The sequence below is a fragment of the Clostridium lapidicellarium genome (assembly GCF_041224415.1).
GTDB lineage: Bacteria > Bacillota > Clostridia > Clostridiales > Clostridiaceae > Clostridium_B > Clostridium_B lapidicellarium.
This window is the reverse complement of the sequence record NZ_JBGFFE010000011.1, coordinates 70965-95251: the sequence shown is the minus strand read 5'-3', so window position 1 is coordinate 95251 and position 24287 is coordinate 70965. Positions and strand designations below refer to the sequence as shown.

The 24287-nt window shown below is 37.4% G+C and carries 21 protein-coding genes and 2 riboswitches; of the genes, 3 read left to right on the top strand and 18 right to left on the bottom strand.

Annotated elements, in window-relative coordinates; all coding sequences use genetic code 11:
* Positions 1 to 343 precede the first annotated feature (343 nt).
* Entirely contained in the window at positions 344 to 916 is a 573-nt protein-coding gene (locus AB8S09_RS09190) for a TetR/AcrR family transcriptional regulator (protein ID WP_294182323.1), read from the bottom strand.
* A gap of 140 nt (positions 917 to 1056) precedes the next feature.
* On the opposite strand from AB8S09_RS09190, the gene AB8S09_RS09185 reads away from it, so the two are divergent.
* Positions 1057 to 2259, top strand: coding sequence for an alpha/beta hydrolase family protein (locus AB8S09_RS09185; RefSeq protein ID WP_367112683.1), 1203 nt, complete (start codon positions 1057 to 1059; stop codon positions 2257 to 2259).
* 199 nt (positions 2260 to 2458) lie between these two features.
* On the opposite strand, the gene AB8S09_RS09180 is transcribed toward AB8S09_RS09185, so the two are convergent.
* From AB8S09_RS09180 to AB8S09_RS09140, 9 genes are all read right to left on the bottom strand, one after another.
* Positions 2459 to 3667, bottom strand: coding sequence for a sigma-54 interaction domain-containing protein (locus AB8S09_RS09180; protein WP_369868995.1), 1209 nt, complete (start codon positions 3665 to 3667; stop codon positions 2459 to 2461).
* A complete protein-coding gene (locus AB8S09_RS09175) occupies positions 3591 to 4232 on the bottom strand; it encodes a PrpR N-terminal domain-containing protein (RefSeq protein WP_369868994.1) in 642 nt (213 codons plus the stop codon). The genes AB8S09_RS09180 and AB8S09_RS09175 overlap by 77 nt, the downstream gene beginning before the upstream one ends.
* Positions 4233 to 4492: 260 nt before the next feature.
* Positions 4493 to 5647, bottom strand: a complete 1155-nt coding sequence (fucO, locus tag AB8S09_RS09170) for a lactaldehyde reductase (RefSeq protein ID WP_294182321.1) — start codon at positions 5645 to 5647, stop codon at positions 4493 to 4495.
* A gap of 40 nt (positions 5648 to 5687) precedes the next feature.
* Positions 5688 to 6686 carry an L-rhamnose mutarotase gene (locus AB8S09_RS09165; protein WP_369868993.1) on the bottom strand — a complete coding sequence of 333 codons (999 nt, stop codon included), beginning with the start codon at positions 6684 to 6686 and terminating at the stop codon, positions 5688 to 5690.
* 100 nt (positions 6687 to 6786) lie between these two features.
* Complete coding sequence (locus tag AB8S09_RS09160) at positions 6787 to 8049, bottom strand: sugar MFS transporter (protein WP_294182319.1); 1263 nt, start codon at positions 8047 to 8049, stop codon at positions 6787 to 6789.
* 18 nt (positions 8050 to 8067) lie between these two features.
* Entirely contained in the window at positions 8068 to 8847 is a 780-nt protein-coding gene (locus AB8S09_RS09155) for an SDR family oxidoreductase (protein ID WP_294182318.1), read from the bottom strand.
* Between the two features lie 153 nt (positions 8848 to 9000).
* A complete protein-coding gene (locus AB8S09_RS09150) occupies positions 9001 to 10518 on the bottom strand; it encodes a UxaA family hydrolase (protein ID WP_369868992.1) in 1518 nt (505 codons plus the stop codon).
* A gap of 85 nt (positions 10519 to 10603) precedes the next feature.
* Positions 10604 to 11485, bottom strand: coding sequence for a 4-hydroxy-tetrahydrodipicolinate synthase (dapA, locus tag AB8S09_RS09145; protein ID WP_369868991.1), 882 nt, complete (start codon positions 11483 to 11485; stop codon positions 10604 to 10606).
* 282 nt (positions 11486 to 11767) lie between these two features.
* A complete protein-coding gene (locus tag AB8S09_RS09140) occupies positions 11768 to 13618 on the bottom strand; it encodes an APC family permease (protein WP_369868990.1) in 1851 nt (616 codons plus the stop codon).
* 217 nt (positions 13619 to 13835) lie between these two features.
* On the opposite strand from AB8S09_RS09140, the gene AB8S09_RS09135 reads away from it, so the two are divergent.
* Positions 13836 to 14825, top strand: coding sequence for a biotin--[acetyl-CoA-carboxylase] ligase (locus AB8S09_RS09135; protein WP_369868989.1), 990 nt, complete (start codon positions 13836 to 13838; stop codon positions 14823 to 14825).
* 46 nt (positions 14826 to 14871) lie between these two features.
* The gene (gene iadA / locus AB8S09_RS09130) at positions 14872 to 16038 is read left to right on the top strand and encodes a beta-aspartyl-peptidase (protein ID WP_294182313.1); all 1167 of its coding nucleotides are present in this window, start codon (positions 14872 to 14874) and stop codon (positions 16036 to 16038) included.
* A gap of 19 nt (positions 16039 to 16057) precedes the next feature.
* On the opposite strand, the gene grdD is transcribed toward iadA, so the two are convergent.
* The 8 genes from grdD to AB8S09_RS09090 all read right to left on the bottom strand — a co-directional run bounded on the left by grdD (position 16058) and on the right by AB8S09_RS09090 (position 24033).
* Positions 16058 to 17197, bottom strand: coding sequence for a glycine/sarcosine/betaine reductase complex component C subunit alpha (grdD, locus tag AB8S09_RS09125; protein ID WP_294182312.1), 1140 nt, complete (start codon positions 17195 to 17197; stop codon positions 16058 to 16060).
* Positions 17198 to 17223: 26 nt separating this feature from the next.
* Positions 17224 to 18759, bottom strand: coding sequence for a glycine/sarcosine/betaine reductase complex component C subunit beta (gene grdC / locus AB8S09_RS09120; RefSeq protein ID WP_294182311.1), 1536 nt, complete (start codon positions 18757 to 18759; stop codon positions 17224 to 17226).
* 81 nt (positions 18760 to 18840) lie between these two features.
* Positions 18841 to 20151, bottom strand: coding sequence for a glycine reductase complex selenoprotein B (gene grdB / locus AB8S09_RS09115; RefSeq protein WP_294182310.1), 1311 nt, complete (start codon positions 20149 to 20151; stop codon positions 18841 to 18843).
* Positions 20152 to 20200: 49 nt separating this feature from the next.
* Positions 20201 to 20764 (bottom strand): glycine/sarcosine/betaine reductase complex selenoprotein A, encoded by a 564-nt coding sequence (grdA, locus tag AB8S09_RS09110; protein WP_369868988.1) that lies wholly within the window; start codon positions 20762 to 20764, stop codon positions 20201 to 20203.
* Between the two features lie 171 nt (positions 20765 to 20935).
* Positions 20936 to 22222, bottom strand: coding sequence for a glycine/sarcosine/betaine reductase component B subunit (locus AB8S09_RS09105; protein ID WP_369868987.1), 1287 nt, complete (start codon positions 22220 to 22222; stop codon positions 20936 to 20938).
* Between the two features lie 49 nt (positions 22223 to 22271).
* Complete coding sequence (locus AB8S09_RS09100) at positions 22272 to 22604, bottom strand: thioredoxin family protein (RefSeq protein ID WP_294182307.1); 333 nt, start codon at positions 22602 to 22604, stop codon at positions 22272 to 22274.
* A gap of 26 nt (positions 22605 to 22630) precedes the next feature.
* Entirely contained in the window at positions 22631 to 23551 is a 921-nt protein-coding gene (gene trxB, locus AB8S09_RS09095; protein WP_294182306.1) for a thioredoxin-disulfide reductase, read from the bottom strand.
* A gap of 71 nt (positions 23552 to 23622) precedes the next feature.
* A complete protein-coding gene (locus AB8S09_RS09090) occupies positions 23623 to 24033 on the bottom strand; it encodes a GrdX family protein (protein ID WP_367112682.1) in 411 nt (136 codons plus the stop codon).
* A gap of 32 nt (positions 24034 to 24065) precedes the next feature.
* Positions 24066 to 24122: riboswitch (glycine riboswitch) on the bottom strand.
* Positions 24123 to 24124: 2 nt separating this feature from the next.
* Positions 24125 to 24280: riboswitch (glycine riboswitch) on the bottom strand.
* Positions 24281 to 24287 lie beyond the last annotated feature (7 nt).

Sequence of the window (24287 nt, the reverse complement as noted above, 5' to 3'; positions counted from 1 at the left end):
GGAAAGTCTGTAGCTTTTTAACCTACAGTAAATTGACACGATCATCGCAAGTTCTTAATTTGATCTATCAAATTAAAAGATTATAATATAAATTATATAGCAATTTTTTATAGGCTCTTATGATTAGGAGGATCACATATCAAATTATCTTGGGTTTTTCTTCCATAATAATTCATGAATTTCTTCATGCCATTGTCTATCCGTCAGTATTTATACTATACATGATAATTAACTACAAGGCTTCTTTACGATTACCTTGACTGGATGTCGGCAAATGCTATTTATAGAGGTAGGAGAATTCTGCACATTATGTTAAAAATTCTTAGAAAGTAATCTTTAGTTACTACTTGATTTGTGAATTTCGGTATAGAATTTTCTGCATCACATTATTTACCGGCGGCCATACTTCGGACATAATTTTTTCAATATCAAGTCTCTCATTTTTAGCAAAACAAAATGTCAGCAAATTAACAAAACCAGAAATACAAAATTCCAAAGCCATTTCCAATTGGAAATCATTTTCACATAATAATTGAAAAAAGGGACGTGTCAGTTCTTTGTATGCATCCTTCATTTTTTTATGAAAAGCTGGATCGCCATTTTCACCAAGCAGGACAAGATAATATTTTTTATAGCGGCTATAAACCTCTGTCAAATGTTCAAGCGGCTTCCGAAAAGTTAAGCTTGCCATCAGTTTTTGATGCTTGCTGAAATCAGGTAAAAGTTTTCTTTCAAATTGATCCAAAATATCATAAACATCAGTAAAATAGCGGTAAAAAGTACTGCGGTTATAACCAGCTCTGTCTACAATTTTTTGAACGGAAATTTTACCTATACTATTTTTGCAGTAAAGCTCCCAAAAAGCCTCCATCAAATTCTTTTTGGTCCGTTCTACACTTTGCGGATTTGATCTCATTTTGTTCAACTCCTTTTTTCAAATGCAACAATCTACCTTCATTGTTGATTGATACAATGCGGTACTAATTTTATACTAAGATTATATAACATATTAAAAAAAGAATCACATTTGTGAAAATATCATTGAAGGGAAGATCCATGATGAAAAATTTATTATTTAAAAATAGTCAATTTGAATTTGAAACATTAAGATTATTTAGTGCTGCAACCAGTGGCATGGCAGATATAGGTGAAATTATTACAACCTCAGAAAGAATTGTTGATGGAGATTATAATAGCTGGTATCAGGAGTGGATGAAAACTGCTCAAAGATTACATGGTATTGCTCATGACTACGCGGTAAAAGGCCACTTTGTAAGTGCACGCAAAACATATTTACGCACTTATAATTATTACCGATCTGCTGAATTTTTCTTACATGAAAACCGCAATGATCCCCGGGCTCTTAAATTAACAGATTTAGGTTTGTCTTGCTTTAATCAAGTTATGAAATATAACCAACCAATTATTGAAAAAGTTAAAATTCCTTATGAAGGAACAACTTTGCCAGGCCACTATTACAAGTGCGAAGAAACATCTGAACCAAGACCTGTTCTCATTTTAATGACAGGCTATGATGGCACAAAAGAAGAGTTTTACGGATTGGCTATGGCGGCTTTGGAACATGGAATGAACTGTCTGGCTTTTGAAGGACCTGGTCAGGGCGAAGCATTACGCCACCAGCATTTATATTTTCGCTATGATTATGAAAAAGTAGTCACACCCGTGGTTAATTTTGTTTTAACGCTTGACGGAATCAATCCGCATAAAATTGTTTTATGGGGTCAAAGCTTAGGTGGTTATTTAGCACCGCGTGCAGCAGCTTTTGAGCATCGGCTTGCTATATGTGTAGCCAATGGTGGAATTTATAACTTTTTAAATGCTTTACCAAATTGGAAAAAATTTTTAGACTTAGCTCTTAACAACCCTAATCAATGTGATCAGCTTCAAGAAGAAGTGGAGAAAACTAACCCGATGTTTAAATGGGGCATTCAAAATGGCATGTTCGTTTTTGGTGTAGATACCTTGTCGAAACTTGTTCTAAAAATGAAAGATTTTAATATGGAAAGCACTGCTTCTAAAATTCAATGTCCAACCCTTGTAGTTGATGGTGAAGAAGAACACATGTTTATGGGTCAAGCAAAACAGCTTTACAAAGCACTTACTTGTCCAAAACGATTTATGCTTTTCACTTCTGAAGAAGGTGCTGGTCTTCACGGTCAGTGCGGAGCAAAATTGTTAGGAAATGAACGGATTCTTTCATGGATTGATGAGTGCTTGAAGAAAACTATCAATCCATGAAAGGCAAAACTTTAACTTGTTCTGTCACAGCAGCAACATATCCAACATTCTAACTCAATTGCAAAAACAGTAATCTTTATATGCCGAAGGTACTCTAGGGTTATAATTTTAGAGTACCTTTAATACATTTCTTAATAATACATTTACTTGAATAACATCTTCTCCTTCTTTTTTATAACTGGCAATACCATTTTCACTATCATTGTACAAAATTTAATTTTCTCCAAAGGGTTGTCTTGCTAATGTTAAAATCTCTGCACAAATTTTCCTTATTGCCATTGTATCTGTCTAATAAAGTATTGAACATTTCACTTTCCATTTCTTTTAAATCATAAGAAAATTTAATACTTATTTCATCATTGTCTTCCAAATTTCTTGATTCAAGCATATTAAGAATAAAATTTTCATTTAGTTCATCCTTTTCCGAACAGGCCACAACGAACTTGGCAAAGTTTTCTAGTTCCCTTATATTTCCATACCAATTATACTTTAGAAGAGGTTCAAATATATCGTCACTTTTCCACTTCAGTTTTTTATTTTCGGAAATACACTGCTTATATATAAAATTTTTAAAAAGAGATATTATATCTTTCTTTCTAAATCTGAGAGGCTGTAGTTTCAATTCAAGGACATTTATTCTATAATACAAATCATACCTAAAATTATTCTTTTTACATTCTTCTTTCAAATTCTTATTTGTTGCACATATAATACGCACATTCACTGGAATCTTCCTGCTTCCTCCAACTCTTCTGATTTCGTTTTCTTGAAGCACTCTTAAAAGTTTTGCCTGAAAATTCAAGGGAATTTCTCCAATTTCATCTAAAAATAACGTACCTCCATCGGCCAATTCAAATATACCTTTTTTGCCTCCTCTTGCAGCTCCAGTAAATGCACCATCCTCATATCCAAAAAGTTCACTTTCAATTAATGATTCACTTAAAGATGCACAATTAACAGCTATAAAGGGCCCATTGGATCTACTGCTTTCATTATGAATACTTTGAGCAAATAATTCTTTTCCCGTACCAGTTTCTCCATAAATGATCACTGTTTCATTCGATTTTGCAAATTTAGCCGCTTTTATTTTTACATCATCCTGACCCACTATATCGGTAAATTTATACTTGGCTCTGAATTCTGAATCCGCCTTAGGCACCGCATTGGTACTTTTTTGATTTATTAAAAGTACACTTCCAACATATTTTTTATCAACATTTACTGGAATTTTTTCATATTTACTGCCATTTAAAATTTTATATAGATTTTCTTGGGTAACATCTGTATTATAATATCTAAACAATCTTTCTATACTGGAATTAAACAATAAATTACCAGTTTTGTCTGAAAGGGCAACTCCCTCTTCCATTCTGTTCAACAGAATTTTTATATCTAATAACAAAATCATAGTTTAGTATATTTGTACATAATGACAATGCATTTACAATAGATCCTTCCCCGGACTCAATCAATTCTGCGTGTATTCCAATTCTTCTGGCTTCATGCACTGCTGTAACATCACCGATTATAGCATCGATGTGCTCTTCCTCTGCAAGGTATTTCACTTTCATTCTGACATCATTTTCTCCATGGCATACTGAAAATTGTAAATTTATACCCAAAATTTTATGAAGGTACTGTTTTTCACTTTTTCCAAAGATATTTGATACATTGACGATAGCGATTTTCTTGTAACCTTCAATGATTATCTTGTTAATAGCCTTTAGTACATCAACAGGTGTTGCAGACACGTCAATTACCGGCACATCAACTTTATTTTTCAAATAGTTCGATGTACCCCATCTGCTGAGTACAATCCTTATCCCGTTTTTCACAGCATAGTTCACTTCATCAATACCCTGATTCATGTTTCCTTCTATTACAGATAATTTGACTTTATATCTCTTATTGAACTCTTTAGCCAGAATTTCAAGTCCGTGATAAGGTGCAACCAATAATATATTATCATTCATATTAAATTCACCACCTGATTAATATTAGTACTCTATTAAATTATACACTATAAGCTGCAAAGGATATCATTAGTAACTTCTTTAAATCCATTTATTCTGCTTGGTAAGCAAGCTCAGTTTGAAATGTATGTTAACATCTACTCAACATTAATATTTTTCTTAAAAGTAAAATTAGTATAGAAATAAACTTCCATACTAATTTTCAAATATATATTCATAATTTATAGACAAACCAAAGTCATAAAATGATAAATTATATATTATTTAAAAGCCTTTTCATAGATTGCTAATATATCTTTTACACTAGTGTCTCTCGGATTTCCAGGAGTACAAGCATCTGCCATAGCTGATTCTGAAAGAGCTTCTAAATCTTCTTCCTTAACTCCAATTGTTTTTAATGACTTGGGGATCCCAACATCTTCTGAAAGTTTCTTAACTGCATCAATAGCAGCTTTTCTATATTCATCTTGAGTCATATTGTCTACTCCCTTAACTCCCATTGCACGAGCTATTTCTCTGTACTTTTCTCCGGTAGCACAAGCATTATATTCCATAACATATGGTAAAAGTACTGCATTCGCAATCCCATGTGGAGTATCATAAAAAGCTCCAAGTGGATGTGCCATTCCATGAACAACTCCAAGACCTACATTACTAAAACCCATTCCTGCTACATACTGTCCAAGTGCCATACCTTCTCTGCCCTTTGGTTCATTATTTACTGCACTTCTAAGCGAACGTGAAATAATCTCTATAGCCTTTAAATGTATAGCATCAGTTAACTCCCATGCCCCTTTTGTAGTATAACCTTCAATTGCATGAGTTAATGCATCCATACCGGTAGCTGCCGTTAAGCCTTTTGGCATTGACGACATCATTTTTGAATCAATAATTGCTACTGCTGGAATATCATGTGGATCAACGCAAACAAATTTACGTTTCTTTTCTTCATCAGTAATTACATAGTTAATTGTAACTTCTGCTGCAGTTCCTGCTGTAGTCGGAACTGCTATAATATCCACACTCTTATTTTTAGTCATAACCGCTCCCTCAAGGCTTCTTACGTCTGAGAATTCGGGATTTCTAATAATTATTCCAATAGCTTTTGCAGTATCAATTGATGACCCCCCACCTATTGCTATTAAATAGTCTGCAGCTATTCTTTTAAATTTTTCTATACCGCTCTTTACCACATTTATAGTAGGATTAGCTTTTACATTATCAAAAATCTCATAATCCAAGTTGTTTTGGTCCAAAATATCTGTTACTTTACTAACTACATTAAATTTTATTAAATCTTTATCAGTTATTATCAATGCCTTTTTATAACCTCTGATTTTAACTTCTGTAACTATATTCTCAATTGCTCCTGCTCCTATATAACTAGTTTCATTTAATATCATTCTATGTGACATCAAAAAAATCTCCTTTTATAATATATTTTATTAAATCTGTTTATTTATTGAGATCATACACGAGCTTCATATCAGCCCACCACTCATGTTTAAAAGCTCCGTCTATGCGCATTTGGCATGGATCGGTTTCCTTCCACCATCTCTGAGTTTCAGGGTCCTGTGCCATCTTTGCCATATCATATTCGAAATCATCACCACAGTACTCCATAATAGAAAAGAGCAAATCATCACGGTTAAAAATTTTATATTTGGTGATACCGCATTCTCTTATCTTCTTATTTACATTAGGAAACGGATTAGCATGCAGCTTTTTATAGTACTTTGCCTTTTCAGGGCGAAGTCTAATAACACTCGCAAAAGTCTGCGGCGTGTTTATTTTATAAAGTTTCTTGGCATTTTTACTAAAAAAGTCGGCATCATCACCAAAATATTCCCTTACTGCATTCAAATGTTCATCAAATGATGAGTACAATTCAACAACTGGGAAATTTGAAGCATACATAAGTTTAGAAGAATCAAATTCACCCGTCAAAAAGTCAAGCAGATGTTTTACAAAAGCTTTGTCTTTTGTAGGAAACCCAGAAACCTTGCAGTACACATTAGGCAATTTTGCAAGCTTTCTCATTGCCTGTTTGTAATTGCCAGTCAGCTCGGTTACATTACCGCAGTGATCAATTACAACCTTGGCCTGTGGAACCTGGGAAACTGCATTGTACATATCTTCAAGTTCTTCCACTCTATTGCAGCTCTCAAAAATCATATCATTATCCGCCAAAACTTCAAGCCCTTCAATAAAACTTCGTTCTAAGCATCTACCGCGAGGCGACGTTTCAACATGAAGCGGTTCTCTAACGCCGGCGATACCTAGAGGAAGCCACATGTGAGCACATAAATGCGGCGCACGCATAATTTTGGCTAAAATCTTAGGACTACGCAGATTAAAAATATACTCATCCTCCTTAGCAGCATTATCACAGTCAACCTCAACGTAAACTCCTCCCTTAAAATCAAGGTCATATTTACCATAAGCTTTACACAAATCATCAATGCTAAAGCTTCTGTTAATGTCAGCGCATGAATTCAACCAGGGAAGATTTAATACGTTTAAATCGAAAATATGAAAGTGACTATCGACTACTTCAAGCATTCTTTATACCTCCTTTTTCAATTTTACAGCCTTCTTCAACTTTACAGCCTTTAAATCCAAACCACGCAACATATAAAAAGCAAGGTAAAATAAGCAGATAAGCGGCAGCTGTCCCAAAGTTATCGGCAACACGACCCATTAAAAATGGCATAATTGCTCCGCCAATTAGACTCATAGTAAGGATACTAGAAGCTGTTTTAACAAGATTCTCAGGAATTTTTACAACACTTAAAGCAAAAATTGTCGGGAAGCTAATAGACATAAAGAAGAAGGACGCGATTAGTAAAAATATACTCAAGCTGCCTGTTGCAAAGTTTAAGAAAATCATCAGCATCACGTTGAATGTAGAATAAATACCAAGAATTTTACTGGCACTGAACTTCTTCATTAACGGAGTTGTTATAATTCTTCCGACCATGAATGCAACTAATGCAATACTATAAAAATATGCAGCTTTGCTATCTGAGAGTCCTGACCAGTGCTCAACACTGTAATTAATAAAAAATGCTCCAGCACCAACCTGTGCACATATGTATAAACATTGTGCCAATGTACCAAGTTTAAAATGCTTATATTTAAGCAACTCGCTATAAGTCCCCTTGCCTTCCACAGAGGTATCTTCACCTGAAACTTCAGATCCTTCAGGCAATTTAGCTACTAGAAATATGAAGAGCATACATGCAACAATTGCAGCAATAAAAATATAAACCTTCTGAACATTATGCATATTTTTACTTATATTATTACTTGTTGTGATAGACAAAAACAAGCTACCACCAATGATGGGTCCTAAAAATTGACCCACACCATTAAAACTTTGGGCAACATTAATACGAAATGCTGCGTTTTCATCATCACCAAGCTTGGTAATGTAGGGGTTGGCATTTGTTTCCAGGCTGCCAAGACCACAGGCAATAACAAAAAATGCTCCTAAAAATATAGTAAAGCTATGAGCATTGCTTGCCGGAACAATGAGTAGAGCCCCAACTGCATACAGGAAAAGTCCCATGATAATTCCACCTTTATAACCATAATGTCTAGCTATAAGTGAAGCTGGTGTAGCGATTATAAAATATCCACCAAAATAAGCTGCCTGCACCAGACCTGATGTTGCTTTGGTAATACCTAACTGGTTTTGAAAGTTTTTATTCATAACGTCAAGCAGGCCATAGCTTAAGCCCCAAAGAAAGAATAGTCCGGTAACCAGAGCAAAAGCAATTTTAATATTTCTGCTATTATTATTCTTATTCCCCATTTTTTCTCCCCCCATTACTTAGTTTAATGCTCTGTCAAGATGAATGTAACCGCCATCCACAACTGCCCACTGAGCCGTAGTGTGCGATGAAAGTGGCGAAAGCAGGAATACTGCCGTATCAGCAATCTCTTCAATCGATGTAAAGCGATGTTCAAAGGGAATTTTATCCGTAATAACCTTTATCCTTGCTTTGGGATCGTCAAAAGATTTAATCCAGTTTTGATATAGCGGAGTCCAGCATTCGCTGACTACAATGGCATTGCTTCGTACATGATCCTTTGCTAAAGCAGCTGCCCATTCACGTGTCAGAGCTAAAATTGCCCCTTTGGCAGCAGCATAGGCACTGGTCTTACCCTGTCCGGTAAGAGCTGTTTTTGAAGAAATATTCAAAATGCACCCATGGCTATCTTTAAGATACTGAACTGCAGAATGAACAAGTGCATAGTAATGTGTTAGATTCCCATGAAGACTTTTTTCAAAATCCTGCCAGGAAGTTGTTTCTAAATCCTTATTATCATTAGTCCCAGCATTATTGACTATACCGTAAATAGATCCCCTCCGTTTTACAACGTCATCAACAATAGGTTGAATTTTATCAGTTTCGTTAAGATCAATTTGAATAAATTCATAATCGTCTGTTAATGCTTCTAGCTTTTCTTTAAATTCAGGTAAAATCGCTGAACGAGAAAGCACAATAGGAATCGCCCCTTCTCTTGCCAGAGCAAGTGTAATACCGCTTCCTATACCTTTTCCGCCACCTGTTACAAAAATAACCTTTTCATTCAATTGTAAATTCATGTCCTTGGACCTCCTTATATAATTTAAGTGTGTTATGAACCCACTTAATACTTTTTAGTAATAATATATTTCTATAAAAGTTCTTTGCACAAAAATAACATAATCAATATTTTTACATCATCTGGAAATTAGTTTCCGAGCTTGCTCAATCTATTAGACAGTTGTAGCAAGCCGCCAAATTGAAAAATCATTTTGTCTGTTTATCTCAGCCTTGGTCAGCTTCCCATTACTTACCGCTACAATAAAGTCTAAGATCTCCTCGCCCACTTCATGCCGGCCCTTTGTACCTTCAATCACGGTACCCGCATTTAAATCTATTGAATCATTCATACTGTCAAATACAGCCGAGTTTGACGCCAGCTTGATAATCGGCGTAACAGCACTTCCAGTGGGGGTTCCACGTCCGGTTGTAAACACACAAATATTACATCCGCCAGCAACCATGCCGCTTAGCTGTTCTATGTCATTGCCTGGCGTGTTCATAAAGGTAAGACCCTTATCGGTTATCTTCTTAGCGTACTGTTTCACTGCCACAACAGGCTGATTACCTGCCTTATAGATACAACCCAACGATTTTTCCTCAATACTGCTTAAACCACCTTTAATATTTCCTGGGCTGGGATTAGCACCGCGTATATCAGCATGCGATTTTATTACTGTGTCCTCAAAGCCCTTAATCGTGCTAAGAACAGAAGCTTTAACGGTATCATTTATCGCTCTACTAGATAGAATATGTTCAGCACCGATAAGTTCTGTCGTTTCAGCCAGTATTACGCTGCCACCATGCTGAATAACTATATCGGAAGCTGTACCAAGGCTAGGGTTGGCACTAATACCTGAAAAACTATCGCTGCCCCCGCACTCGGTACCAAGCACTACATCGGCCAAAGATCCTTCACTTTTCTGCACTTTCAGTGATTCGGCAAGCATTTTTCGGACTATTTTCACTCCTTTTTCAATACTCTTGCCAGTTCCTCCGGCATCCTGAATATTAAAATATGCAACATCTTTATAGGGCGCCATCTTCCTGATTCCTTCAGCAATACCCTTTGCTTGTACAACTTCACAGCCAAGACCTACTACCAAAACGCCGTATACATTCGGGTTGGCTCCAGTTCCTACAATAACGTCCTGGGTTTGTCTTGCATCATAACTTAGCTCGCTACATCCGTGCTGGTGGGTAACATAAACCACATCCCTTTCATCATTTTTTGCTCCGTCACCATACGTTATAGTATTGGCTATACATTCAACCACTTTATTGGCACAATGTACGCTAGGAATCACCAGAATGTGATTTCTAAATCCAAAGCTTCCGTCGCTTCGTCTATACCCCATAAGTTTATATGCTTTATTGCTTTGAGCAACAGTGGCTTTACTATGAACATCCTGACTAATGTCTCTTACACCATTGTCTATATCACCTCTGCCACGTTCGCCTTCAATGTTATGTACATGTACCCATTCACCAGCTTTTATATCACAACTTGCAATACCGATATGGGAAGCATACTTAATGACAGGCTCGCCTTTCTTAATGTCCTCAGTGGCAAATTTATGGCCTATGCCTATATCTTCAAGAACGGTTACACCAAGAGCAGTATCACCTTTTTTAAGTGATTTTAAAGCTGTAGCAACATTATCAAGTTCACTCAGGTGAATTGCATTCATCAATCATTCCTCCTTTAAAATTTGTTTATATATACTAATACAGTTCATGTATGATTACAGTATTAAAATTAGCCTGTATCCAGATTTAATTTTTAATAATTTTCTTAAGTTTTTCTATACTGTCATTATCCAGAAGTCCATATGGTTTTTTAGGTATAGGGACTATATCAAGACCCTGAAGGGCTTTTATAGTCTTTATAGTAGTAATAAAATACGGTGCTACAGAATATATAGACATAAGCCTGTTGACTTTTTTCTGGAATTTATTTATTTCCTGAAAATCTCCTCTAGTAAACGCTTTATACACATCTGTAAACAATTTTGGAAAAACATTTGTAAGCCCTGCTATAAGTCCATTTCCCCCTGACAGCAAATTAGGTATTAGATATTCATCAAATCCTGAAAATACAGCAAAATCTGGAATTTCACCTTTTACTACACCAATCAGTTCTCTCGTATGACTCATGCCATCTACCGTATCCTTTATACCCACTATATTTGGAAATTCACCAGCTAATTTCAGAACAACTTTAGGATTTATATTTACAGCTGTTCTGTCCGGGAAGTTGTATATAAAAATAGGTAATTTCGTATTTTTAGCAATATCACTGTAGTAATTGTAAATAGTCTCATCATCCAGTTTAAAATAATAAGGAGAAATTATGACAGCTGCATCGGCTTTTTCTGTTTCGGCAAACTTTGTAAGTTCAATAACTTCATCCACTGAAGTTCCACCAGTCCCTATAAGGACAGGCACCCTTTTATTTACGGTTTTTACTGCAAAACTGATGAATTCCTTTTTTTCTTCCATTCTCATGGCAAAGAATTCACCTATACTGCCCATAAATAAAATTCCGTTTACTCCTCCTTTTATCAAAGTTTCAATCATTTTTTTATTTCCTTCAAAATCAATCCTCCTTTCTTTGTCAAGAATTGTAATCATAGGCGTAATTATACCCTTTAGCATTTTGATCCCCCCAATTTAAAAATATATTAACGTTTATATGTAATAGCAAATATGATGCCAAAAATAATATTATAATCATATTTTGAATCAAATCCATGCTAACAACCCATATACATCAGATACGTATATATAAAATGAAACCTCAATTCAATAAATAACTTTTCATTAATAAAATAAACCTGTTACCTGCAATTTCATTAATGAAAACAAACATAAAAGAGCACCTACTCCATCTGAGTAAGTGCTCTTTTTAAATTTATCTTCTATATTGAATTAATGCAGCTACCTTTCATTTATTATATACGGCACTGTAACTATAGCTATATTTCTTCTCTTTAGCAGCACAGTTTTAATGAACAGCGAAGTCTGGTTATGCAATATGTTTCCCCACCACCTGGTAACTACAAATTGAGGCATAACCACCGTTACTGTATCATCCGGCCCCGCAGCATATTCCTCTGATTCTATAAATTTGACCAGAGGACCTACTATACTCCTGTAAGGCGACTTTTTCACTATTATGGGTATGTCCACATTATACTGGTTCCATTTGTTCAAAAGTTTTTTGGTAGCATCATCATCAATGGAAACGTGGAATATTATTATATTGTCCGATATGGTCCTGGCATAATTCAGTGCCTTCAAAAAAGATTTGTTGAGAGTATCTATGGGCACTATCACGTACCTCTTCTGTGAGGTAAAATCTATTTTTTTAGGTTTCTGATCCATCGGAAGTTTCAGCTCCCTTGCAGCTTCAGCGTAGTGCAATTCTATTCTTTTCATAATATAGACCACAAATGGTACCAGTATAAAAACCACCCAGGCCCCATGAATAAATTTAGTAATACCTATTACAACTGCAGTGACAAAAGTCATAGAGGCACCTAATCCATTTATAAAGGCTTTATGTCTCCAGGCAAAGCCTTTATTTTTCACCCATCTTTTAAACATGCCCGCCTGGGACAGTGTAAATGATACAAACACACCTACCGCATAAAGGGGCATCAGATAATGTGTGCTTCCCTTAAAAATCACAACCAGCATGCAGGATAAAAATCCCAGCATAATTATTCCATTGGAATAATTGAGCCTTCTCCCTCTTTTTGCAAATTGTCTTGGAGCATAACCGTCCTTGGCCATAAACGCCAACAGCTGTGGAAGTCCAGCAAAAGCGGTGTTTCCGGCTAAAACCAATATTAAAGCAGTAGTTGCCTGAATAACATAAAACATGATATTTTTATTGAATATCTGTTGTGAAATCTGTGCAACCACAGTCTCCTGTGAATTTGGAACAGCATGATAAAGGGTGGCCAAATAGGAAATCCCTCCAAATACCAGCAATACAACAAGGGCTAAAAGTGCCAATACCATTTTCGCATGTTTCTGGGAAGGCTCCTTGAAATTGGGCACACCGTTGCTAACAGCCTCTATACCTGTCAAGGCCGTACATCCACTTGCAAAAGCTTTCAAAAAAAGAAAAATGGTTATACTTCCCGAAGCTTCAGGTATCTTAAAAACAGGTGCAGGTTTGTAGCCTATAAAATATACTTTAATAAGCCCCCAAACAATCATAAATAATACTGAAGCTATAAAAAGGTAGGTCGGAATTCCAAATAATTTTGAGGATTCCCTAACTCCCCTAAGATTCCCTATAACAAGCAATACTATAAGCAGCAGTGTTATACCCACTTTATACGGAAGTAAAGAAGGCACCGCGGAAGTAATGGCTGCAGTACCAGCGCAGGAACTCACAGCCACAGTCAATACATAGTCTATAGTCAGGGAGGCACCAGCTACAAGCCCTGCAGTAGTACCCAGGTTATCCTTGGCTACGATATAGGAGCCCCCTCCTGAAGGGTAGGCATCTATAGTCTGTCTATATGAAAATGTCAGCATAAACATCAAAAGTACAATGAGTATGGAAGCGTACAACATATATCTATAGGACATCAATCCAATTACCGGAACCAGTACCCACAATATTTCCTCTCCTGCATAAGCCACCGATGAAATAGCATCGCTGGACATTATTGGCAGTCCCCAGAATACGCTGAGTTTCTCACTTTTCAATTCTTCTGTTTTCAAACTTTTCCCCATTAACCTATTCAAAAATTTTCCTGATCCTAAGCTCATCTCTTACACCTCTAATTTAAAAATACTTATTCAACTGCCTTCATTAAAATATAGCATCATTTGTATAAATTTTAGATTAAGATTTAGGATAATATATAAAGATTGTATAAAGATTTAAACCTGGAATGCTAGAAGTATCATACTGCAATATGTGGGGTTTAGGTGTGTAAACTATGTTATAATATTATTAAATAATAAATAAAAGGTGGGTTTTTACATGAAATATAAAGTTCTTCATTTACTGAAAGAAGACAATTCAAAATTCTTATCCGGACAGCTGATAAGTGAAAAATTAGGAGTGAGCCGTACCTCCATATGGAAATATATAAAATCCTTAAAAGAGGAAGGCTACAGGATAGATTCCTCTTCTAAAAAGGGATATAAATTGATAAGTTCCCCAGATATACTCACTTTTGAAGAAATCAATCCGTATTTAAATACAAACTATATAGGAAGAAAAATCATACATTTTGAAAGCATAACTTCAACAAATGACATGGCAAAGGATTTATCTGAAAAAGGCGAAGACGATGGAGCCGTTGTAATATCTGAAGAACAGGTAGGCGGTAAAGGCAGATTGGGACGATCCTGGTGTTCCCCGAAATATAAGGGAATATCGATGTCCCTGATACTAAGGCCGAATATAAATCCCATGGAAGCTTCCAAGACGACCCAGATAGCAGCTGCCGCCATGATAGAGAGCTTCAGGGAATTCAACATAAATTCCACAGTAAAATGGCCCAATGACATAATAGTCAATGGTAAAAAAGTCTGCGGAATTTTGACGGAAATGAGCGGTGAATTAAACAGAGTAAATTACATAATTGTAGGTGTAGGGATAAATGCCAACCTAGATAAAGATGATTTTTCAAGAGATTTACTCGATAAGGCAACTTCTATCAAGATAGAGACAAAAAACAGCATAAACAGGAAAGCACTGGTAGGCACATTTTTAAATAAATTTGAACGTCTATATAAAGAATTCCGTGAAGAGGGAAAAATTGACCTTTCCATAAAAATTTGCAAAGACAACTCTGCCGTAATCGGTAAAGACATAAAGGTAATCAAAAATACCGGTGAAAGACGTGCAAAAGTTCTTGATCTGGATAAGGAAGGAAAATTATTGGTACAATATGAAGACGATTCCCGTGAAAGGCTCATATCCGGAGAAATCTCCATAAGAGGATTAAATGAATATATTAAATAAAATCTGGATTATAACATAAAATAACTTCAGGGAGGTGTAAAACACTATGCTCTTGATAAAAAATGTAGATGTATTTGATCCTGAATTTCTAGGTAAAAAAAACATATTTATATGTTTCGACAAAATAGCATATATATCCAAAAGTATAAGCATCCCAAGTAGAAATTTTCCGGAGGTGAAAATACTGGATGGTACTGGATTAAAGGCTGTTCCCGGACTAATAGATCTTCACGTACATATAAATGGCGGAGGTGGAGAAGGAGGCTTCAAAAACAGGACACCGGAATTGAATCTCACTGATCTAACATCAAATGGTGTTACCACATGTGTCGGCCTTTTAGGTACGGACGGGATTACAAGAAATATGGGCGGCCTGCTGGCAAAGGCAAAGGCCCTCCAGTCTGAAGGAATAACCACATACTGCTGGACGGGATGCTATGATGTCCCGACAAGAACCCTTACAAACAGTGTCAGAAGTGACATTGTCACTATAGATAAAATAATAGGTGCCGGCGAAATAGCCGTTTCGGATCACAGGGGAAGCCATCCGTCTGATGAAGATCTGATACACTTGGCCTGTGAAACCAGGGTGGGCGGCCTTATTTCGGGCAAATGCGGGGTACTCCACATGCACATGGGAGACGGAAAAAAAGGGCTCACTCCTGTATTTGACATAGTGGAGGATTCAGATATGCCATTTGAGAACCTGCTTCCCACACATCTAAACAGGAACAAACTATTGTCCGGTCAATGCATAGAATATCTAAAAATGGGAGGTTTCATCGACATAACCACAGGAATTAAGAATGAAGGTGATGATGCTGTGAGCTCATCACAATTATATCAATCTATATTAAAGGAAAACATTTCTCCATATCACATAACCATGAGCTCTGACGCAGGGGGAAGTATGCCTTTTTTTGATAAAAACGGAAAGCTGACCAAATTGACCAGAGGGATGCCTTCCACTGACATGGATTCCATAAGGGAATCCATTGAAAGCGGCGTTCCCATGGAATTGGCGCTTATTCCCCTCACCGCCTCTCCGGCCAGATTTCTCAAGTTTCCAGGCAAGGGTAAAATAGCTGAAGGCTGTGACGCGGATTTGATCTTACTGGACGATAAACTAAATATCAACACTGTCGTAAGCAGGGGAAAAATCATGGTGCAAAACTACAAACCCACAGTATACGGAACTTTTGAAAATAAATAAGAGGGCTGTTTTATCCCTCTTATTTGTATCCGGCCTTTTTCAAAACTTCCACAGCCTGTGAACCTTTTTCAGAATTAACTAAGATCACCGGACCTGTACATCCCATGCCGCTTTCAGAATATATCCCATCTTTCCACAATGCCCTGCAGGCACTGTCCAGCTCCAATATATCTATTCCCGGTATTGCATAAGTCACTACTTCCTTAGGCGGTATCTTTATCTCTCCTGATTCTGAGGGTCTCTCCCTGTTCAATATCTCTTCCAGTCCGGCATTTCTTGCACGTTGGAATTCACTTTTTGCCACCTTGAGAACATCATTTTCAGCACATACCGCACAGTATTTAAGTGCTTCACAGATAAGAGGCGCCCCCGATGCCCTGGATACTATATTTACGAGTTTGTCATAATTTTCCCCTATACCAGGGCCATATCCATATCCGAGGGTCTCATAATCTCCTCCAGTGGTATAAGCTGAGAATATCTTTATAAGTATATTCCCTGTAAGCGAATCACAGACCATGACATCCGGGGTACCTGAAAGAAGATCATTTCCACGCATCAATACCTCTCCATTTTTTCTCAGAGATTGCGCAAAATTTATTTTGTAACCTTTGCTCTGCAGTTCTTTAAGCGCCCTAAGTGTACCTCTGGCCCCGTCTACATTCAAAATTCCAACTGAAGGATTATCTATACCTACGGACTTTGCGGCGGCAATACCGGCTATAGAATTTTTAACCATGCCCTCCACTCTATTTGTAGACATAGTGCCTGTAGTAGTCGAAAGAACCATATTTTTGCCGCTGCCGGGAGCAACAAGCATACCTACTGTTGAAACCCCTATGGGAAAATCAAAATGCTGTGTCACACACCCGTCTATTTTTCTCTTATCAAGAAGATCTATCATTTTTTTATGGCCCTCTTCCGCATCCTGCACTTCAACAGTTTCAAAACCGCAGTTTACATCAGGTCCTATAAGAACTACGTCAAAATCGCCGTATTTATTTTTAGCTAACTGTGCAGCCTTTATCATCTCTTCTACTCCGTGTTCCGAACCATAAATCGTAAGCCCTATCCTGAGTCTTTTCTTAAAACTTCCGGTTTCTATACCATCTGCTATATCCTCAAACGCTTCTGCAATCAATTTCCTTGTCCTATCCATAATTCCCCTCCTTCATATCAAAAAATTTAACCGTCTATTAGATGCTGGGCGAACTTTCTTATCTCCTGTGCTATGATTTTCTTTATTTCATCCTTGGATACTTCACTGTCACTTTCTTTTCTACCGCTGTTTTTCTCCACAAGTATGGATACCCCGTCAAACAGATTGGTCATTCTTCCTAAAAACAGGCTTCCTTTTCCTATTACCATAAAATTGTTCAATTTTCCACTCATTATATGTTCTATGCCGTGTCCAATAATGGGAACACCGGATGGTATGTGTCCCTGAGTGGGTGCAAATCCGGGATAACCGTGCTTTTTAACAAATAAGGGCAGCTGTTTTCTTTCAATTTGCCCGTTTTTGACTGCCAGAGCCCCTATCATCTTATAATTTTGAGTAGGCACATCACCTGCACCCGCCGGTTCTGTTATATCCGGTATCTGCATTTCCGGCGCAAACTTATCCACATCTGTGATTTTCATCCCGCTTTTAGCAAGGGGATCGAGTACAAGTGCCTGTATCACAGCCTGGGGTGCAGCACCATGAGCTATCGTATGTCTGCCAACTATATCGGTTCTAAGTACGGGGCTCACTCCATCGTTCTCCGACACAAGAACTGCAAAACCGCCAAGGCAATCTTCCAAGATAGGTATGTTCTTTTTTACGTGATCTCTTCCATTCATCCCAAGTTTGGCAGTACATCCCCCTGCAAACACCACCACATTCTTATATACACCTGATTGTACAAGAGCTGCAGCTGTGATGAGCGCATGCGTGGGTCCTGCACAAAAGCCCCTCATGTCAACTCCAGTGGCACCTTTTATTCCCGCTATTTCACCACAGGCTTTTGCAATATTTCCTCCTCCCCTCTGGTTCATATCCCCTACAGCTTCTTCCGAACACTCTATTAAATAGTCAATTTGATTGACATCCAGCTGGTAATCTTCCACAAGGTGCATCAGAGCCAGAACACCTGATGCCTTTACGGACAAGTTTTCAATCATGGTATGTGCCGAAAGGTTTGGATCAAATTCATGGGCCCTCCTCACACACCCTACAAGCTTGTCATTTTTATAAAGCCCTTCTCCTGTTCCATCATCTATGAGTTTCTCTATATTTTTTATATCCTCCCCCTCTTTTAAGTCACCTATTTTACTTTTTAAAATGGGGTGCTTTTCAAAGCTTTTTTTTACGGACTTTGTAAAATTTTTTTCCAAAATCACCAAATCAAATACATCGGATATTTTAAGCAGCCCGTAAAATTCATCCTCACACATGATTTCTCCAAACTTTCCAAATCTGCTGGCTCCCTCTACCCTGTTTAAATACCATGGCCTTTTCATTTCAGACAAACTCTCAGGTGTCATATTCCCTATATAAGTCTGATTAGGTGCATAAGATATCACATCTTCAAAAGATCTCAAATGATCTCCTATCTTCTTTAGATAATTTGAACTGGGATTTGTCTTTTTTTCCAAACTCTGGGTAGTACCATTATGTAATACCATGTCCGGCACATCAATTAAAACATAAGAAGCCTTTTTAACAACAGGAAAATCCATCTTAAAACCTCCATTCATTTTTTAGAAACTGGAGGACTTGAAAATCAAATATTTTCAATTCCCCCCAGTATTTATACAATCCTACTCAAAAACTTTCTGCCCTTCCACCTTAGTCGAGAGAGCCTTTAATGCCCTTTCAACCAGTCCATATCTCAATTTAAATTCTCCTTCCTCATCCAAAGCCGGATTTCCAAGCGGATGAGGTATGGCTACAGTAGGTATTATTCTATTTGCCCCAACTGTCAGCGATATTGGAACTACAGTACACATATGGACAACAGGAAGTCCGCCTCTTTCTATTTCTTTTACCATCGTTGCACCGCAACGAGTACAAGTTCCTCAGGTAGAGGTCAATATAACTGCATCAACTCCATCGGCCACAAGCTCTTTAACTATAGTTCCGGCAAATTTCTTAGCCGAGGCTACCGCCGTACCATTACCTACAGTTGCATAATAATAATTGTGCAAAGAGCCTACCTTACCCTCTTTCTCCATCTTTCTCAAAACATCCACAGGCAGTACCCTGTCAGGATCTTCATTGGCATAAGTCGGATCATATCCCCCATGAGCTGTTTGAAAATTTTCAGGAGTCAAGTTTTCAACCCCCTCTATACTGTATTTTCCAAATTTAGAAGCACTGGAAGATTCTATATGATCAGGATTTCCCTTGGGAACTATACCTCCAGAAGTAACAAGTGCGATTTTAGCCTCGGCGATATTTTCTACAGGTGGGTTGGGATCCACTTTATCAAATACGGGCATTTTAAATTCCGTTTCAAAATTTTCTCCCTTTAGTTTGCTTACAAGCATATCCACCGCCCGTTCAGATCCTCTTTTACTGCTGAAGCAATTTTTTCTTATACCCCTTTCAATATATCCTTCTTCTTCGGGAGAACCTACCTTTTCACCTTTAACAAGTTTTAAAGACAGCGACACCATTTTGGGAAGAGCTTTTCTCATTCCTGCAGCACTGTTTTTAGTTTCAACTATATACAAATACTTTTTAAACAGATCTGCACCTGGGTTTTCAGGGTACATGGCGGTAACTGCAGGTATTCCCAATTTATCTTGAACTTCCTTTGAAATTGCACCGCAAGCCATGCCATATCTGCCTGCATTAAAAGCAGGTCCTGCTATAAATAAATCTGGTTTATACTTTTCAATCATGCCCAGTATTTCATTTTTCGCATCATCTATATTTTCATTAAAATAAGAATCTCCGCAGATAACCGTGGCAACTATTTCCACATTATCCTTTTGCTTTTTTAATAATCCGTTTAGTCCCATTCCCGGTCCAAAGAAACCATCTCTCACCTCGGGTTTGTAATTTGCCTTTTCCTCTCCTCCTATGCCGGCGTAGAACTGGTTTATATAATGCACAACTCTAATCATATCAACCCATATCTCCTTTCAAAGTTTTGCAAAGCTTTCATGAATTTTTCTAGTATTTTGAATACTCATCCCTGATTTGCTTAACTTCTTTTCTTATTTCATCTACATCCAGAACCATTTCCATCATACCGCATTGTTCATCATACACCTGTGCATCGAATTCTTCCTTCATTTCCGGCTCTACAATATGATAAACAGGCAATCCAAGTGCAACCCCTGCAAGCGGCCCTGCAAAAGTCGGATCTCCGGCACTCACCGTTTCCGCTGAAAGACCTGACGCTTCCGCCTCCGATCCTCCTAAAATTACAACTATATTTTCCACACCATATTTTTCAGTTAAATCCTTANCACTCACCGTTTCCGCTGAAAGACCTGACGCTTCCGCCTCCGATCCTCCTAAAATTACAACTATATTTTCCACACCATATTTTTCAGTTAAATCCTTAACTCTCTGTTGGATCTCCAGATCCATAGCTCCCGCAGCCGTTCAAACAAAACATTCCGTAGAAGAAAATATAACTTCAGCTCCAGCCGATTTGGCGCAGGCCTCAATAGCCTGTCCTGGTATTCCGTCTCTATCTCCTATAGCAATTACCTTTTTACCTTTTAACATATTTTACCATTCCTTTCAAAAATATATTGTAAATAGCCATATTTTATCTCACTATAAGTTTCTATTTTTTTTTAAAATACTACTTATCATTTTTTCTGATTTACTCTATAATAAAATTTGTATACTTTATACTTTTATATCTGAGGCACTTTGTTTCTGCCGGTCAATTAATCAATAACCTTCGGCAGTCAGCTTTGTAAATCCCACTTCGCTGGTAGATCCAGTCACAACCTGGAGCTCAGCTTCTATAGTACCATCCGGTCTTAGACTATTTACATGACCGCCTGCAATTATATTGGCAGCATCAAGGTGTCCCAGAACTTTTTTCATCTTTGGAAGTACAACTACTTCATTTGCATTTCCAGCTGTGACAACTGCATCTCCCCTGGTTGTAGAATCTGCCAGAGATTGAGAAGCACCGTCCTGTCCCGCATATTCATCAGTAATGAGGACCGTCTTTATGCCTTCGTCTGTTATCTTATTGCAATTCATTACAAGATCTGCATCAGGGTTCCCAAAACCTTCTTCTGACACAATAACTGCATCGGCTCCGAGATATTTAACCAATTTAGCTGTAAAATCAGAGGATCTTTCCTTATCTGCCAGATACACATTTTCGTTTGTAACTATACAGCCCAGGAAATTGATATCCTTTCCATCCCTGTCATATAAATCTTCAATAACCGGATTGTTCAAATGAACGTAAGTGGGATTTTTGTCGCAGGCAGATACACAGTTCCCACTGACTACTGCACCGTCAAATACCTCTGTAGGATATAAAAACGTAGGAATAACTTTTTTAGCATCTACTCCATAGACATAGGTATCATGCAAGAGTCCCTGGCTTTGAAGCATGTAAACGTATATAACCCTGGGAAGCCCTTCATATTTTTTCACCTGTTCCAATAAAGGTAAGGTTTCGTAAATTTTCACTTCATCCGGTTCTACATTTTTCCCAGCTTCACCGATATAAGCTGCTGCCTTAAACCCAATCATCCTGACAGCTTCTTCATGTTCATGCTGTTTTATTCCTTTCTTGGGCTCACAAACTATAACCAAATTATTCGTCTTTGAAAAAGGAGTATATTTTGCACCTTCACCGCTCATATCTATGATACCTTCCTGAAATCCAACAATACTGCCCGTTGTAACCACTGCAGCTCCACTAAGTACATGTGTCCTGCCTTCTCCTACAGTATCAACTTTGCTTATAAACCCCGGAAATATACCTCCCTTCCCCTCTACCTTAACTCTCGGTTCAATAACATCTTTTACAGGTATGATTCTGGTTTCATCGCCCGGTCTGGCAATATCGACTTTCACCTGTTCAATTCTATCGTCACCGCCAATCTTCTTCAGCAATTCATCTTTGTTAACATAGAGAATTCCATTTACGATCTTTGTTTCATCAGCAAATTGAATATCCCTGATATGAATTTTTCCAATTTCCAGTCGCAATATATTCACCTCCAAATTTATTAAAACCAGGAATTTAAATTCCTAATTTTTACAGTTTAACATAGCAGGACTTGATAAATTCTTCGACATCATCTAGAGATTTTATTTTATCCGCAGTAATCGTACTAGCTTTTTCACCTTTATTGTAAATTATCATGGTAGGCAGTCCTAAAACTTTCTGCCCTATCGCAAGCCTCCTGGCCTTACTTATATTGAGGCTCGAAAATTTAATCTTGTCGCCATATTTATCTTCCAGGCCATGTACTCCAGGCATAAGCTGCTTGCACATTTCACATTTGTCTCCCCAGAAGTCCACAAATACCGGCTTATCAGTATAATTCAGAACCTCCTCGTCAAAATTCTGTTTTGTCAATTCAAGCATTGTAAATTCCTCCTATTCCAATTTTTTTATTTTTCTTCTATATAACTTTCTGCAGTAGTTGCTGCTATAGCACCATCTGCTGCTGCAGTTACAACCTGTCTCAGAGATTTTTCCCTCACATCGCCTGCGGCAAATACTCCGGAAATGTTTGTTTTCATATCTTCATCCGTTATTATATAGTTTCTATCATCCATAGTTAACTTTCCCTTGAAAAGCTGTGATATGGGCTCATATCCCACAAACACAAAACATCCATCTACCTTCAACTTCCTGTTTTCACCTGTAATTTTATTCTTTAAGATCAATCCCTCGAGTATTTCGTCCCCTACAGCCCCTACTACAATAGAATTCCATATAAACTTTATTTTGGGATTGTTAAAGGCCCTTTCCTGCAGTGATTTTGTTGCCCTCAAGGCATCTCTCCTGTGTATAACCGTAACACTGCTAGCAAATTTTGTAAGATAAATTGCTTCGGTGATAGCTGAATCTCCACCGCCTACTACCGCTACATCCAGGTCTGTAAAGAAATCGGCGTCGCAAGTTGCACAGTAGGAAATTCCTCTTCCTCTCAATTTCCTTTCATTATTGAAGCCTGAAAGTCTTGGATTTGCACCTGTGGCAATTATTATTGTCCTGGCCCTATAGGTTTCCTTCTTGCTCTTCAATACCTTGATTGCACCATCAATATCCAAATCTACTATCTCATCTTTTGCAAACTTCACTCCAAAGTCCAAAGCCTGCTTTTTCATTCTCTCGCTTAAACTGGCTCCCGTACAATTTTCAATGGAACCCGGATAATTATCAAGTTCATCCGTGGTAGTTATCTGCCCACCATATTTCGCCCTCTCTATCAACAAAGTATCCATCTTGGATCTTGCTGCATAGAGACCTGCCGACAGACCAGCTGGCCCTCCGCCAATTATTATACAATCGTATAAATGTTCCATACTCATACCTCCTAATATTGTTAAAATATAAACAGTTCTTTATATTCATGTCCCTGCTCACACATAAATTATCAAAGATTATATCTGATCAAATCATAATCTACTACTGAAAAGTCATCCAGCACTTTTTTACTCCAATGTGAAACACCATAATCCCTTAAAAATTTTTGAGTAGTATGAATTCCCATCTCTATATAATTTAAAGACTCCACATCTACAGTATTCTCAGTTGTTTTAGATATTATGACAGTCCTATACGGGACCTCATTGGGCTTCACACCACTTACAAGTGGATGAGTAAGCAGCCTGTGATTTTTATGTATGTAATCTCTAGCTTTTTTTAATACATCCATGGCACTGCCGTCTATGAAATCAATTTCATATCTGTCTGACAGCTTTTCCCTGCATGTTGGATTATTAGTAATTACCATTATGGGTTCTACCATATCATTTTTTCCTTTCAAATTTTTCCTGTTAAACATAAAATAAGGACACGATAAAAGAATTCTCTTTTACCCTGTCCTTTTTACCTGAGAGATTTACTCCTTCGGTGACAAAAACTTTCCAGAGTTTTGTCCTTTTTCGGTCCTTTGACCTGAGAGATTCATATTATCTAAGAGAAATAACACTTACCCCTTCGGCTATCCATTCAAGGATGCTGTAGAACAAAAGTCTGCAGCTAAGTGGTTTTCAAAATTAATTTTCCACTTAATCTCCCGAAAAATTCATCCAAAAT